At 41.2% G+C, this 12,837-nt stretch carries 13 protein-coding genes and 7 tRNA genes; 6 read left to right on the forward strand and 14 right to left on the reverse strand.

All coding sequences use genetic code 11. The features are described from left to right. Positions 1 to 16: 16 nt before the first annotated feature. The 8 genes from ACIQCO_RS27330 to ACIQCO_RS27365 all read right to left on the reverse strand — a co-directional run bounded on the left by ACIQCO_RS27330 (position 17) and on the right by ACIQCO_RS27365 (position 1,396). Positions 17 to 93, reverse strand: a tRNA-Arg gene (locus tag ACIQCO_RS27330). 60 nt (positions 94 to 153) lie between these two features. Next, positions 154 to 239, reverse strand: a tRNA-Leu gene (locus ACIQCO_RS27335). Positions 240 to 301: 62 nt separating this feature from the next. Then, positions 302 to 386: transfer RNA gene (locus tag ACIQCO_RS27340), tRNA-Leu, on the reverse strand. Positions 387 to 417: 31 nt separating this feature from the next. Next, positions 418 to 492 (reverse strand) — tRNA-Gln (locus ACIQCO_RS27345). Between the two features lie 56 nt (positions 493 to 548). After that, positions 549 to 620: transfer RNA gene (locus ACIQCO_RS27350), tRNA-Glu, on the reverse strand. A gap of 11 nt (positions 621 to 631) precedes the next feature. Beyond that, positions 632 to 722: transfer RNA gene (locus tag ACIQCO_RS27355), tRNA-Ser, on the reverse strand. A 5-nt stretch (positions 723 to 727) separates the two neighbouring features. Beyond that, a tRNA-Asn gene (locus ACIQCO_RS27360) sits at positions 728 to 802 on the reverse strand. A 120-nt stretch (positions 803 to 922) separates the two neighbouring features. Beyond that, positions 923 to 1,396 (reverse strand): SprT family protein, encoded by a 474-nt coding sequence (locus ACIQCO_RS27365; RefSeq protein WP_400435262.1) that lies wholly within the window; start codon positions 1,394 to 1,396, stop codon positions 923 to 925. Positions 1,397 to 1,493: 97 nt separating this feature from the next. Here ACIQCO_RS27365 and cmpA point away from each other — a divergent pair, with 97 nt between their 5' ends. Continuing rightward, positions 1,494 to 1,607 carry a cortex morphogenetic protein CmpA gene (cmpA, locus tag ACIQCO_RS27370; RefSeq protein WP_007083554.1) on the forward strand — a complete coding sequence of 38 codons (114 nt, stop codon included), beginning with the start codon at positions 1,494 to 1,496 and terminating at the stop codon, positions 1,605 to 1,607. A gap of 23 nt (positions 1,608 to 1,630) precedes the next feature. On the opposite strand, the gene ACIQCO_RS27375 is transcribed toward cmpA, so the two are convergent. The 6 genes from ACIQCO_RS27375 to acpS form a co-directional block, all read right to left on the reverse strand. Next, complete coding sequence (locus ACIQCO_RS27375) at positions 1,631 to 3,799, reverse strand: Tex family protein (RefSeq protein WP_400435265.1); 2,169 nt, start codon at positions 3,797 to 3,799, stop codon at positions 1,631 to 1,633. A 185-nt stretch (positions 3,800 to 3,984) separates the two neighbouring features. Next, positions 3,985 to 4,335: a type II toxin-antitoxin system endoribonuclease NdoA gene (ndoA, locus tag ACIQCO_RS27380; protein ID WP_007083556.1), complete on the reverse strand. Its 351-nt coding sequence runs from the start codon at positions 4,333 to 4,335 to the stop codon at positions 3,985 to 3,987. A gap of 4 nt (positions 4,336 to 4,339) precedes the next feature. Next, complete coding sequence (locus ACIQCO_RS27385; RefSeq protein WP_400435267.1) at positions 4,340 to 4,621, reverse strand: CopG family ribbon-helix-helix protein; 282 nt, start codon at positions 4,619 to 4,621, stop codon at positions 4,340 to 4,342. Between the two features lie 262 nt (positions 4,622 to 4,883). Next, the gene (alr, locus tag ACIQCO_RS27390; RefSeq protein ID WP_400435269.1) at positions 4,884 to 6,047 is read right to left on the reverse strand and encodes an alanine racemase; all 1,164 of its coding nucleotides are present in this window, start codon (positions 6,045 to 6,047) and stop codon (positions 4,884 to 4,886) included. A gap of 144 nt (positions 6,048 to 6,191) precedes the next feature. After that, positions 6,192 to 7,205, reverse strand: coding sequence for a LolA family protein (locus tag ACIQCO_RS27395; protein WP_400435271.1), 1,014 nt, complete (start codon positions 7,203 to 7,205; stop codon positions 6,192 to 6,194). Between the two features lie 155 nt (positions 7,206 to 7,360). Beyond that, the gene (acpS, locus tag ACIQCO_RS27400) at positions 7,361 to 7,708 is read right to left on the reverse strand and encodes a holo-ACP synthase (protein WP_400435273.1); all 348 of its coding nucleotides are present in this window, start codon (positions 7,706 to 7,708) and stop codon (positions 7,361 to 7,363) included. 91 nt (positions 7,709 to 7,799) lie between these two features. Between acpS and ACIQCO_RS27405 the strand changes: the two genes are divergently transcribed. The 5 genes from ACIQCO_RS27405 to ACIQCO_RS27425 all read left to right on the forward strand — a co-directional run bounded on the left by ACIQCO_RS27405 (position 7,800) and on the right by ACIQCO_RS27425 (position 12,763). Beyond that, positions 7,800 to 8,528 carry a rhomboid family intramembrane serine protease gene (locus ACIQCO_RS27405; protein WP_400435275.1) on the forward strand — a complete coding sequence of 243 codons (729 nt, stop codon included), beginning with the start codon at positions 7,800 to 7,802 and terminating at the stop codon, positions 8,526 to 8,528. Positions 8,529 to 8,726: 198 nt separating this feature from the next. After that, positions 8,727 to 10,271 carry a spore germination protein gene (locus ACIQCO_RS27410; protein WP_400435283.1) on the forward strand — a complete coding sequence of 515 codons (1,545 nt, stop codon included), beginning with the start codon at positions 8,727 to 8,729 and terminating at the stop codon, positions 10,269 to 10,271. Continuing rightward, positions 10,271 to 11,431 (forward strand): Ger(x)C family spore germination protein, encoded by a 1,161-nt coding sequence (locus ACIQCO_RS27415; RefSeq protein ID WP_400435277.1) that lies wholly within the window; start codon positions 10,271 to 10,273, stop codon positions 11,429 to 11,431. Before ACIQCO_RS27410 ends, ACIQCO_RS27415 begins: the two co-directional genes overlap by 1 nt. Further along, positions 11,428 to 11,658, forward strand: a complete 231-nt coding sequence (locus tag ACIQCO_RS27420) for a hypothetical protein (protein ID WP_400435279.1) — start codon at positions 11,428 to 11,430, stop codon at positions 11,656 to 11,658. Before ACIQCO_RS27415 ends, ACIQCO_RS27420 begins: the two co-directional genes overlap by 4 nt. Before the next feature lies 1 nt (position 11,659). Next, positions 11,660 to 12,763 (forward strand): GerAB/ArcD/ProY family transporter, encoded by a 1,104-nt coding sequence (locus ACIQCO_RS27425; RefSeq protein ID WP_400435281.1) that lies wholly within the window; start codon positions 11,660 to 11,662, stop codon positions 12,761 to 12,763. The last annotated feature ends 74 nt before the right edge of the window (positions 12,764 to 12,837 follow it).

A 12,837-nucleotide genomic window follows, 5' to 3' on the forward strand; every position in this document is an offset into this window, starting at 1 on the left:
CTACTTCCCGTTTATATGGCGCGCCCGGAAGAAGTCGAATCCACAACCTTCTGATCCGTAGTCAGACGCTCTATCCAATTGAGCTACGGGCGCATATTTTTAAAGCAACTTTTAAATTATAGCATCTTCAATTTCTGATGTCAAGACTTTTTTTGGTGCGGCCGAGAGGACTTGAACCTCCACGGGGTTGCCCCCACTAGGCCCTCAACCTAGCGCGTCTGCCATTCCGCCACGACCGCAGGATAATTAGCGACAAAAACAATCATAACACGATGACTATATAAATACAAGTGGAAATTTTTGGTGCGGGTGAAGGGAGTCGAACCCCCACGCCTTGCGGCGCCAGATCCTAAGTCTGGTGCGTCTGCCAATTCCGCCACACCCGCATAATAAAATATTTATAATAAAAAAAAGAAATGGCTGGGCTAGCTGGATTTGAACCAACGCATGTCGCAGTCAAAGTGCGATGCCTTACCGCTTGGCTATAGCCCAATGTTGATAAAGTTTAAGAAACAGGAAATGAATTCAATGTCATTCCCCGCTCCTGATGACCCCTACGGGATTCGAACCCGTGTTACCGCCGTGAAAGGGCGGTGTCTTAACCGCTTGACCAAGGGGCCGTAAATTTTTATGGCGGAGAAGGAGGGATTTGAACCCTCGCGCCGGTTACCCGACCTACACCCTTAGCAGGGGCGCCTCTTCAGCCTCTTGAGTACTTCCCCATAAATGGCTCCGCAGGTAGGACTCGAACCTACGACCGATCGGTTAACAGCCGATAGCTCTACCACTGAGCTACTGCGGAATAACGAATAATTTTTATGCTTCTATAAGACATTCGCCCTATCGACTCTTACAATTATAATGACGAAGTAATAGAAAGTCAAGACGGATTTTAGAGAAAAACATCTGGAAATATCTTACGTTATTCCAAGGATACCTCTTTCAGTTTTTTTAATTTACCTTTGCATTTCCCGCAAACGTATCTGTTCGTATCAATACTTCTTTTCCTTCTATATATAAGTTGGCATTTTGTACATTGAAATATAAGGATTTTCTTTACTGCACGCTTTACCTCTCGGCCAGGAAGCTGCGTGCAAAATCGAGGGGCCCCTGTTTTTTTTAATAACTTTTTAAAATCCTGATCCTTATGCTGATAACCTTTCCCTTCAAGATGAAGATGGTAATGGCATAGCTCGTGTTTGATGATGCCGATTAATTCCTTTTCGCCCAGTTCATCTAAATATTTTTTATTAATTTCTATATTGTGTGAGCCTAGTAGGTATCTTCCGCCTGTTGATCTTAATCTCGGATTGAATGATGCCTGATGGTTAAATTGTTTACCAAATGACTCAATCGATATTTTTTCGACCAGTAATTGAAGTTCTGCCTGTTCCATTTTATACTTCCCTCACTTTCCAAGCGAACGTGACAACCTATTATAGCATATCATTATATATACTTTATTTAAGATGAACTTTTCGGGAGGTTTTTCTATGCCAACTTGGTTGCAAAACCAAATGAAAAGAGCTTTCTATGAGAAGGACCGCTACCAGATTAAACTGTTAAACCAGTGCTGGTTTTTTTACAGAAAAAAACACTGCTCCTAGAAGCCTAGAAGCAGTGATTCTTTTTAATTCGATGGAGATAGCATCGTTAATGCCACGCGTCCTTTTTTCATATCAACCGAGTCAACCCAAACTGTTACTACATCCCCAACAGAGACAATATCCAGTGGATGTTTCACAAATCGATTGCTGAGCTTAGAGATATGAACTAGTCCGTCCTGCTTCACACCAATATCAACAAACGCTCCAAAGTCAACGACATTTCGAACGGTCCCTTGCAGCTCCATTCCCGCACTCAGATCTTCTAATTTCAAGACGTCCTTCTTCAAAAGCGGTCTAGGTAAATCATCACGCGGATCTCGTTCCGGTCTTACTAAGGCATCAATAATATCCTTTAAGGTTAATTCACCAATGGCGAGTTCTTCGGAGACAGATTTTAAATCAAGGCCGCTTAGTGCCCGTTTCAACTCTTCTGAACCCAAGTCATCTGTTGTAAAACCGAGGCTGGCTAATAGCTTCTTCACCTCATCGTAATTCTCAGGATGGATTCCTGTCCGGTCAAGCGGCTGCTTTCCATCTAATACTCGCAAGAAACCAATGGCCTGTTCATACGTTTTCGCACCAAGTCGAGGCACTTTCTTTAGTTGAACCCTGCTCGTGAATTTCCCTTCCTCTTCTCGTTTTTTAACAATATTATTGGCAGCCGTTTTGTTCAGCCCGGCAACATATTGTAAAAGCGAGGAAGAGGCAGTATTCACGTTCACACCGACACGGTTAACCGCTGTTTCTACGACAAAATGTAAGGAGCCAGAAAGTCGCTTTTGAGAGACATCGTGCTGATATTGACCGACTCCAACTGACTTCGGATCTATTTTCACCAATTCCGCTAATGGGTCCTGTAAGCGCCTTGCAATTGAAACAGCACTTCTTTCTTCAACCTGGAAATTCGGAAATTCTTCTCTGGCAATATCAGAGGCGGAGTAAACGCTGGCACCAGCTTCATTGACAATTAAATAAAAGATTTCTTCCTGCATTTCTTTTAAAATATCAGCCACAAACTGTTCGGTTTCCCTAGATGCAGTGCCGTTGCCAATCGCGGCCATTTCTACCTTATACTCGCGCAAGATTTTAATAAACTTTTCGCGTGCTTCTTTTGTTTTCGAAACCGGCGGATGGGGATAGATGACCTCTATTTTCAACACCTTACCCGTTTCGTCAACGACAGCCAATTTACAGCCTGTTCGGTAGGCAGGGTCGACGCCGATGACCACTTTTCCTTTTAATGGCGGCTGCAACAGTAAATTCTTTAGGTTTTCGGAGAATATATGAATGGCTTGCTCTTCACCTTTTTCGGTTAATTCACTGCGAATCTCACGTTCAATCGATGGCTGGATTAATCGTTTGTAACTATCTTCAATTGCCTCCAACACAATTGGCGCTGAAGAAGAGTGCTGAATCCGGATCCATTTTCTCGATAGATAGGTCATAATTATTTCTGCGTTCATTTTTATCGCTACTCTTAGAATATCTTCCTTTTCACCGCGATTTAAGGCAAGAATACGATGAGGAACGATTTTGTTAACCGGTTCTTCGTACTCATAGTACATTTCATATACTTTTTTCTCGTCTTTTTCTGCATCTTTCACCACCGATATGACAGCACCAGATTTAAACGTCTCTTTCCGAATCCATTTGCGGCTCTCTGCATCATCCGAAATCCATTCAGCGATGATGTCTTTGGCACCAGCAATCGCATCGTCAACGGTAACAACTTCTTCGGTTAAAAATCCCTTTGCTTTTTCAGTGACACTTTCCTTCGAAAAAGTCATCAGCCATTCAGCAAAAGGTTCGAGGCCTTTTTCCTTAGCAACGGTCGCCTTTGTCCGTCTTTTTTGTTTATAAGGCCGATATAAATCCTCCACCTCTTGAAGTTTTTCTGCCTTTGTGACAGCTCGGCTAAGTTCATCTGTTAATTTCCCCTGTTCCGAAATAATCCGAAGAACTTCTTCTTTCCTTTGCTCAAGGTTTTGTATGTATTGCCACCGTTCCAGTATGTTTCGTATTTGCACTTCATCCAGGGCACCCGTCATTTCCTTCCGGTAACGCGCTATAAAGGGAACCGTATTCCCTTCATCTAATAATGAAATAACACTTTTCACTTGTTTATAAGAGATTGCCTGCTCGGCGGCTATTTTACTTAAAAGCTGTTCATCCTTTGCAACTGTATCATTCACAAAACAGTCCTCCATTCTTTTTACCTTATTGTAACAGAACACTAGGGGCGTTTCATTATTGGGGGCTCCGCCCATTTTCACGCAAAAGAAAAAGGCAAGCATTTTAGCTTGCCACAGGCAGAATTAGAGTATGAGGTCAGGATATGTACGAAAACACGCTCTTCCAAAAAAGAGCGTGTGTTTAACTAAAATTCGATGAGTCCTAGGCTTACCTGCAAGGCTTCATCCACTTTTTCCATCATTTCGTCATCGAGATGGGTGATTTTATCGGTTAACCGCTGCTTATCAATTGTACGAATTTGCTCTAACAGAATGACCGAATCTCGCTCAAATCCGTAGCGCTTTGCATCAATTTCTACATGAGTAGGAAGCTTCGCTTTTTGAATTTGAGCTGTAATCGCTGCAACAATCACTGTGGGACTAAACCGATTCCCGATGTCGTTTTGGATGACAAGTACAGGTCGGACGCCGCCTTGTTCAGAACCAACAACTGGGGAAAGGTCCGCAAAATAAACGTCACCACGCTTGACAATCAAAGGTTTATCCTCCGCTTACAAGACGTTCAACTGTGTGTTCTGCCTCATATTCTGCTTGGAATGCTTCTGATGCAATTCTAAGATTGATCTTAGCCATTTCCATGTAACCACGTCTCATCGATTCGCGAATTTGTCTCTTTTTTCGTTCGCGTAAATACATTTTTGTTGCTTGGTAGATAAACTCACTGCGGTTTACATTTTCTTGCTTTACAAAACCATCTAACTCAGTTAAAAGATGTTGCGGTAACTTCACTAAGATTTCCGTCGTTGCGCCTGATTCAGCCACAAACATACACCTCCACCATCACTACACACCAATTTTTATCTAACAAGACTACGTCCTAAACGCGTAAATACAACGCCTCATGAAGCGACCCTAAGATACGCCATTCGACGAGTTTTAGCTGTACCATATTTTATAATAACACTAAACACGCCCACTGCATAGACTAAATATAATCTACTGTATTATAAGCCAATAAAAGGTGCTTTTATGCACAAATTACCGCAATATCATAAATATGTTGGACATTTCTTATTTACGACCATTAATTGTGGAGGAGCGCATTTTTTAAATCGACAATTTGCCCGCCCTGTTTGTAAAGGCGTGGGATGCGGTTTGCAATGATACAGGGCACTTCATAATTGATGGTGTCTAGTTTAGCGGCAATTTCATTAACCGATAGAAATTGACCCTTTTGAGCGCCAATTAATGTTACTGTCGTTCCAACCGGAACATAATAAGGGAGACGAATCATACATTGATCCATGCAGATTCTGCCGACAATGGGCGAACGCATGCCGTCCACAAGCACTTCTTGGCCTCTAAGCTTGCGGATCCATCCGTCTGCGTAGCCAATCGGAATCGTACCAATCCACTCTTCCCCTTCGCTTTCATAAGTTGCACCGTAGCTGACCTTTTCTCCCTTTTCAAGCTTCTTCACATGTACAAGCCGAGATCGTAATGAAAAGGCTTCTTTTAATGGAAAGGGGATTTCTGTTTCCATTTCAATTGATGGTGTCAACCCATACATCGCAATTCCAATTCGAACCGCATTAAAATAGGCCTTAGGAAAACGAATAGCTGCTGCACTGTTGCTGGAATGAACAAGCCTAGGACGCTCGGCTAATACACTTATCATCTTTTCAAATAGCGATAATTGCTGCTGAAAATAGGTGATATCCAATTCATCAGCCGTGGCAAAATGAGTGTACACTCCTTCTAGATGGAACCGCTCATCCTTACCAATGATTTGCTCAATAGCTTTTAACTCCATGGGAGTCCGAACTCCTATTCGACCCATCCCTGTATCTACTTTGATATGCAAAGAAACTCTTTCATCCATTTTTATATGATTTAATGCCTCTTCCAGCCATTCTTTCTGAAAAACAGTAAGGGTTATCGCAAATTTAGCTGCCACATTCACATCTTCAGGACGGGTAGCCCCTAAAACAAGAATGGGCGCATTGATTCCTTTATTCCTTAGTGCAATGGCCTCATCCATAAAAGCAACCGCCAAATAATTGGCCCCTGCTTCTAGTGCTGTTTTTGCCACTTGGGCATCCCCGTGCCCATAAGCATTCGCTTTAACCACTGCGATAATATTTACATGTTTAGGCAGGTGTTTTCTTACGGAGATGACATTTTCAGCGATACAATCCAAATCGACCTCTGCCCAAGTATCCCGATAGAAATATCCTAACTCTTCCATACTTCCACTTCCTACTGTCTAAAATTAAAACATTCTTCATTTTATCATATTATGAAAAAAACTTCTTTTTGTTGGTAAAGGTAAAAACTAGCATCTTAACACAAAAAAACAGACCCTTAAAAGAGCCTGCTGGATGAAGTTATATTATTTTACCGAATCGCCTTGAACAGATTCTGCGACCTCAATTAGTTCTTCCTTGGTTAGGTTAGTCGATGCAATCATGTAATCAACCCCGCCATCGGACCACGAAATTGAGTGGTCAGAAACGGCCCCAATCGTAACTCCTAAGTCAACAATATCCCCTTCTACATAGGTCGGAGTGGCTAATACCGTTTTCGCCGTTACTTTTTCCTGGATAAGTGTAAACGACTTTTTACCATCATAGGTGAGAATAACCCGCTTCCCATCTTCTATCTTTACTTCCTTTTCGCCAATTAATTTTGTCCCTTTAAGCTCAAAGGTTGGATACTTTACAGTAAAAGCAGTATCTTTGCCTTCCGCCATGGCAGGCAGCCCAACCTGCGCACGTGTCATGTTCTTCTTCATATCGAAATCGTCCTTTTTAAAGCTCGCCTTAAACTCAACCTTGGAGAATTCAACCGTCACAAGAGCATTCCGGTCGGGATCCATTACTTTTACGACAGCAGGTGATAAATCATTTTTATTTAATTTAATTTCTTGGAATGGCAGCATACTATTATTTTGATAACGGGTTTTTGTTTCAAATATATAATAATCTTTAGTCGTCGAGAATTTAGCATCTTTATCCATCACAATATCTTTTATCAATGATTCATACAGATAGGCCTGACTACTGTTTTGCGGCCAATCGCTTTGGAAACGGAAGCTCTTATTCAGTGCCGGAGTTAGGACAAATACGCCTTGAGTATTTCGTAAAATCATTTGACTTTGATCTTTTTCGGCATTTTTCAAATTGACGCGATAGAAGGTAGGATCTTTATGCCAAATTTCTACGTTATAACTCTGTGAATCAGTACCCATTTTCAATGTCATTTTTGCATTCACCTTGTAGCTTGTTAAGTCCTCCTGTTTACTCTTTAACTCCTTCACCACATCACCTTGTGATTTAGAGCCACAGGCAGCTAGTATAAATACGACCATCAGCCCTGTAATGAGCAGCAAAATCTTTTTCCTCATTCCTTCAACCCCTTCTTGTCTCATTTCATATGATTAAAAGAAGAGAAAGGCAGGGAAGGACCAAAGCTGACCTTGTCTCTCCTATTTCCCTATGAATATATGAGACAACCTAGGGGAATATGCGAAAAAGCTTTCTGCCCTATTTATATTTATTTTTACTCCTCAATAATAACCTGGGCGACTGCATAGTCTCTGCTGTGGGAGATGGACAAATGGGCTTGAACGTCAGGCTTTGCAAAAAACGGCTTCCCGGAACTGTCTGTTTCAATTTCAATATCTAAAAAGGACAGGTCTTTCCCAATCCCGGTACCGGCCGCTTTGGAAAAAGCCTCCTTTGCGGCAAATCTCCCTGCTAAAAACTCAACCTGTCTGCGGGCAGATAGCCCTTCAAACCTACCCTTTTCCCTTGGAGTTAAGATGCGGTCAACAAATTTCATTTGTGTGCTTATGATTCCTTGAATCCTTGAAAGTTCAATGATATCAATTCCGATACCTTTTATCATCGTTCATCTTCCTTCTATTTATTTTCCTAACAGCATAATAGTGTACAAGACGGCAATTAAGGCTATTATGGTTAGTAAGAGGAGGTTTATTATGTTTACCAGAACCGAAAGCTTTCGCGAGTTTACTCGCTTTTATCCTGTTGTTTCTATTATAATCGCCATTCATTTAGTCTTATACTTACTAACTATTTTACCCTTCTTCCCAAACTATTGGTTCTTCGAAACACTATCAGGGGTAAACCTTTATATCATGGAGGGGGAATATTGGCGGCTGTTAACACCAACCTTTATGCATAGCGGCTTTACTCACATGCTGTTTAATAGTTTCTCGCTCGTTCTATTCGGTCCGGCACTTGAGCGCATCCTTGGCCGCGGCAGGTTTTTATTCGTTTACCTTCTATCCGGCTTTATCGCCAATGTTGCTACACTGTTGCTCGAACCGCTGACCTATATTCACGTCGGTTCTAGCGGGGCAATATTTGGACTATTTGGCTATTATATTGCGATTATTATGTTTCGAAAACAATGGCTATCGAAGCAAAACTCACAAATTATCCTAACTCTTTGTGTCATCAGTTTGATTATGACCTTCCTGCAGCCAAATATAAATATTACCGCCCATCTATTTGGCTTACTTGGCGGCTTTTTACTTGGGGCAGTTCCTTATTTTAATAAAAAGGACTTTACTGAATCAATTAAAGGCACGACAAACTGGGCCAGCAGCAAAAGGAAAAGTGCTGCCGCCCAATCTCCCGTGAAAGTGCTGATTTGGGCCGTGATTATCATCATTGCCATCGTCGGTTTTTTAGCACAAAAATAACAAGGGCCTTTTCTGTCCCATTTTTGTCCTCATGAACTCTCCACTTAGGGGGAGTTTTTCTTTTTTTCAGCTCAGAATACATACTAGTCCCCCTACCTCTATTTATTTTTAGTATACATCGAATAATATTTTTCCCAAAAAAGTATTTTAAAGAGAAAAAGGGCATTCTAACAAAAAGTTCGTCGCGGGGTGAATTTAATGCCAATTTTCTCGAAAAATAAACGTAAAGCCGTCCAAAACAGCGCCCATGAGCAGCTGTGTTTGGGCAAGGATTATGACGTTCGCTTGAAGTGGTTTAAAACCACCTTTCAGAACAGTATTGATATCACCTTTCACGAATTAACAGCCAATCAAACCCGCTGCGGAATCGTCTTTTTACAGTGTATGGTTGACCAACAGTTATTCGACGAGCAGGTATTAACATATATTGTATCACCGAATTTCGCTTCATCTCAAAAGGATTTATTACATAAGATTCTAGATCTGCAATCGATAAGTACGATGTGCACTAGCATCGTTACCGATATTCAAGAGGCAGCCGATTTTGTCCTTGATGGAAAAATAATTATCTTTTTCGAAGGTGACAGCCGCATGCTCGTGATTCCGCTTACTAGCTTTGAAAAGAGAGCAGTTAGCGAAACGGAAAATGAAAACGTTATCAGAGGTCCAAGAGAAGCGTTTGTGGAGGATATCCATACAAATATCACGATGATTCGCCGAAAAATTAAATCTGCTGACTTAAAAATGGAACAGCTAGTCATTGGAAAATATACAAAGACTAAGGTGATAATTGGCTATATCGAAGGACTATGTAAGGAAGGTTTAATCACTGATATCAAACAACTGATTAACCAGATTGAGATTGACGGCGTCTTAGGGAGCAGCTATTTAGAGGAGTGTTTCGATCATTTCCCATTATCACCCTTTCCCCAATCGCAAAAGACGGAGCGCCCCGATGTTGCCGCTGCCGCCTTGTTAGAGGGAAGAGTCGTAATTTTTGTGGACGGGACACCGATTCCCCTTCTAGTACCCGTGACAATGTATATGTTTCTACAATCGGCTGAAGATTATTATCAACGCTTTTTCCTTACTAGCTTTATTCGGTTGCTTCGCTACGCCTATTTAGTCCTTTCGCTGCTATTCCCGTCGTTTTATATTGCGATAACCACCTTTCACCCAGAAATGATTCCTACCACTTTATTAATTAATGTGGCAGCATCACGAGACAACGTCCCCTTTCCCGGTTTAGTAGAAGCATTTATTATGGAAATAGCATTTGAGGGATTACGTGAAGCAGGAATCCGTACACCAAAAGTAGTTGGGCAGGCAATTGGCATCCTTGGTGCGTTGGTGATTGGACAGGCAGCTGTACAGGCAGGAATTGTATCGGCTCCAATGGTAATCATCGTTTCGATTACAGGAATTGCATCATTCATTATTCCAGCTTATGATTTTGCATTTACCATCCGATTGCTCCGCTTCCCTATCATGATATTAGCTGGGTCATTCGGGATATTTGGTTTGATGATTGGCTGCATTCTTATTTATATACATGTTGTAAACCTGCATTCTTTTGGCATACCCTATCTGTCTCCAACAGCGCCATTGCGTCCGACAGATTTAAAGGATGTATTTATTCGTGCACCTTGGTGGTTAATGAAACGCCGGCCTTCGTTTGTCGGGAGCTCTAATTCCAATCGATTAACAATCAAGAAATCACTACCTGAGGATGATGAGGATTAATGAGAGCGCTAATGTGGTCGATGGTGATGAGTACCTTATTATTAACTGGCTGCTGGTCGAGGGTTGAGATCAATGATTGTGCTTTTGTTACAGCCATGTATGTGGACAAAGCCGCTAATGGTCAAATGGAATTAACGCTAGCGTTTCCGCTGCCAAATCGACTGGTTCCAGGCACGGTAGGCGGTTCTGCATCACCAGGAAATCCATATGCACAAGTATCAAGAAAAGGAAAAACAATTACGGAAGCCTATCAAAAAATGCAAATAGATTTACCGCGAAGAATTAGTTGGGGGCATACAAGAATCATTGTCATTAGTGAAGAAATGGCAAAGCAAGGAATAAGTCATATCTTAGAATTTATCGCGCGCGATCCGAAGTTAAACATTAATAACGCCGTATTGGTTGCACCGGGAAAAGCAAAAGATATTGAAAATCTCGTACCAGCATTCGAACGGTTCCCGAGTGAAATTGTCCGGGAATTTACCCAAGAAAAGGTCACTTTATATACGACACCAAAGGACTTTCTCGAGACAGAAAATGGCGATATGATTGTTGGCTACTTAACAAAAGGGAAAGAAAAAATGGTCAGCGAACAAGGAAAAGTGGCTATGTGGGTAGGCACAGATGGAATGGCTTTGTTTCATAATTATAAAATGGTCGGTAAGATTGGCCAAAAGGAAGGGCGCGGCGCTTTATGGCTGCGAAATTCGATAAAAAACGCATCGGTTTCCATCATATCGCCAACAGATAAAAAACTAATCAGTTTATTAATCTTAAGGTCAAAGACGAAGATCCGCCCATCCAAAAAAGAGCCGTTCACATTTGATGTTTATGTCACCGCAGAGGATGATATATCCGAGTCTTATTCTAACATCGATTTAACAAACGCGAAAAACATTTTTCAACTCGAAAAAATTGCCGAAAAGGAAATTAAGGACAGAATCGGCGAAGCCTTTAAAGCCTCTAAAGAAATGAAAGCAGATGTTTTCCAATTCGGCGCATACTTATCCTGGTATAAGCCTAAAATATGGAAGGCTGTTAAAGAAGATTGGCCAACGGTTTATCATGATAAAGTGAAGTTAAATATTCATGTAGATTTACTTATCAAACGGCCTGGCAGTGAAAATAATCCCATTTGGATAAAGGAAATAAATTCATGATCATGATTATTATTCTCTTCTTTATATTTACTTTTGTTTACGAGTGGGCATATCTAAAGAAGAAAAGTCGCAAAAAGAGAACGTTCTGGATTGTCTTTTGCATTATGGGGATGGCCTTTTCATACTGTATTGCGACCGTTGTTTTCAAACACATGCCAAGTCCCAATAATTTGATTCAATTCCTATTTAGCCCAATCCAACAGAAAATTATCGGTAAGGTGGATTAACTTGAAAACTGCGCAGATTTCACAAAATCAACTGTTACTTTTCTTAACTCTTTATTTTTATTCCACCTTAGTTGGGTTTTCTGCGAGCCACTTAATCCACATTTCCCAATACGATACGATACTAGTACTTTGTATCAGCGGATTGGCAGCAGGGATTTATGCCTATTTTACGATCAAGCTTGCAAATCGAAGACCTAATGAATTTTTCGTTCACTACGGGAAGGAAATATTCCCCCATTGGATTCATATACCCTTTATGGTAATTTATTTCCTCTCCTTCCTTCATACAAGTGCATTTGTTCTAAGAGAATATGAAGATTTTATCGTGCAAACCTATCTTGGAGAAACACCCAACTGGGCAGTCGGCGGCATGCTTGGGATCGTGGTTGCGATAACGGCAAGATCAGGCATTCAGACGCTGTTTCGCACAGCACAAGGCTTATTTTTTCTCATCCTCATTGCTGATGTATCCAATACCATTTTCATTGGGAAGGAATTGAAATGGGACCGCTGGATGGCCTTTATTACGAACCATAGCGGATATGGAATATTTGCAGGAACCTATACGACCCTCCCCTTTTTTGGCGAAGTTATCGTATTGGTGTTTATTTTCCCCTATTTGACGGAAAAAAATAAAACCCTTAAAACAACGTCATGGGCAATTGTGCTGGGAATACTATTTATCGCTGTTAACTTCGTCTTTTTGCTATTACTTTTTGGACCAAATTTAACAAGCCACATTACCTATCCGATGTTAGAAATGGTTCGCTATATTCGCATCGCTGATTTCATTGAAAACTTGGATCCTTTTTTAATTTCGATTTGGTCGACAACCGTATATTTAAAAATTTCTCTCTTATTTTACCTTTCTGTTCACATACTTGCTCAACTTTTCCGATTGAAAGATCACCGCCCGCTGACTTTTTCGCTGGCAGCCGTTATGGTCGCGTTATCACTGCAAATGTCAGGTGGTACAGCCGCTCTTACCAGTTTTTATACAGAAGCATGGGCAACCTATTCCTATTTTATCGAAGGGATACCCCTCCTTTATTTACTTATGGATACCATTAAACGGTTTATCAAGAGTAAGCCCGTAATCAAATAACGCATATAAACGAGTCGGCACCTCCGGTACGATAGACGTATCAATCAAAGGAGGTGCCATCTTTATGCCAACCA

The sequence above is a fragment of the Neobacillus sp. NPDC093127 genome (genome assembly GCF_044754175.1).
Classification (GTDB): domain Bacteria; phylum Bacillota; class Bacilli; order Bacillales; family Cytobacillaceae; genus Neobacillus.

What these genes read in the sequence shown, in the direction of transcription:
- ACIQCO_RS27415 (WP_400435277.1), top strand. Translation starts at nt 10,271, where the DNA reads ATGAGAGCGCTAATGTGGTCGATGGTGATGAGTACCTTATTATTAACT.
- alr (WP_400435269.1), bottom strand. Translation starts at nt 6,047, where the DNA reads ATGGAAGAGTTAGGATATTTCTATCGGGATACTTGGGCAGAGGTCGAT.
- cmpA (WP_007083554.1), top strand. Translation starts at nt 1,494, where the DNA reads ATGCCAACTTGGTTGCAAAACCAAATGAAAAGAGCTTTCTATGAGAAG.
- acpS (WP_400435273.1), bottom strand. Translation starts at nt 7,708, where the DNA reads ATGATAAAAGGTATCGGAATTGATATCATTGAACTTTCAAGGATTCAA.
- ACIQCO_RS27395 (WP_400435271.1), bottom strand. Translation starts at nt 7,205, where the DNA reads ATGAGGAAAAAGATTTTGCTGCTCATTACAGGGCTGATGGTCGTATTT.
- ACIQCO_RS27405 (WP_400435275.1), top strand. Translation starts at nt 7,800, where the DNA reads ATGTTTACCAGAACCGAAAGCTTTCGCGAGTTTACTCGCTTTTATCCT.
- ACIQCO_RS27410 (WP_400435283.1), top strand. Translation starts at nt 8,727, where the DNA reads ATGCCAATTTTCTCGAAAAATAAACGTAAAGCCGTCCAAAACAGCGCC.
- ACIQCO_RS27365 (WP_400435262.1), bottom strand. Translation starts at nt 1,396, where the DNA reads ATGGAACAGGCAGAACTTCAATTACTGGTCGAAAAAATATCGATTGAG.
- ACIQCO_RS27420 (WP_400435279.1), top strand. Translation starts at nt 11,428, where the DNA reads ATGATCATGATTATTATTCTCTTCTTTATATTTACTTTTGTTTACGAG.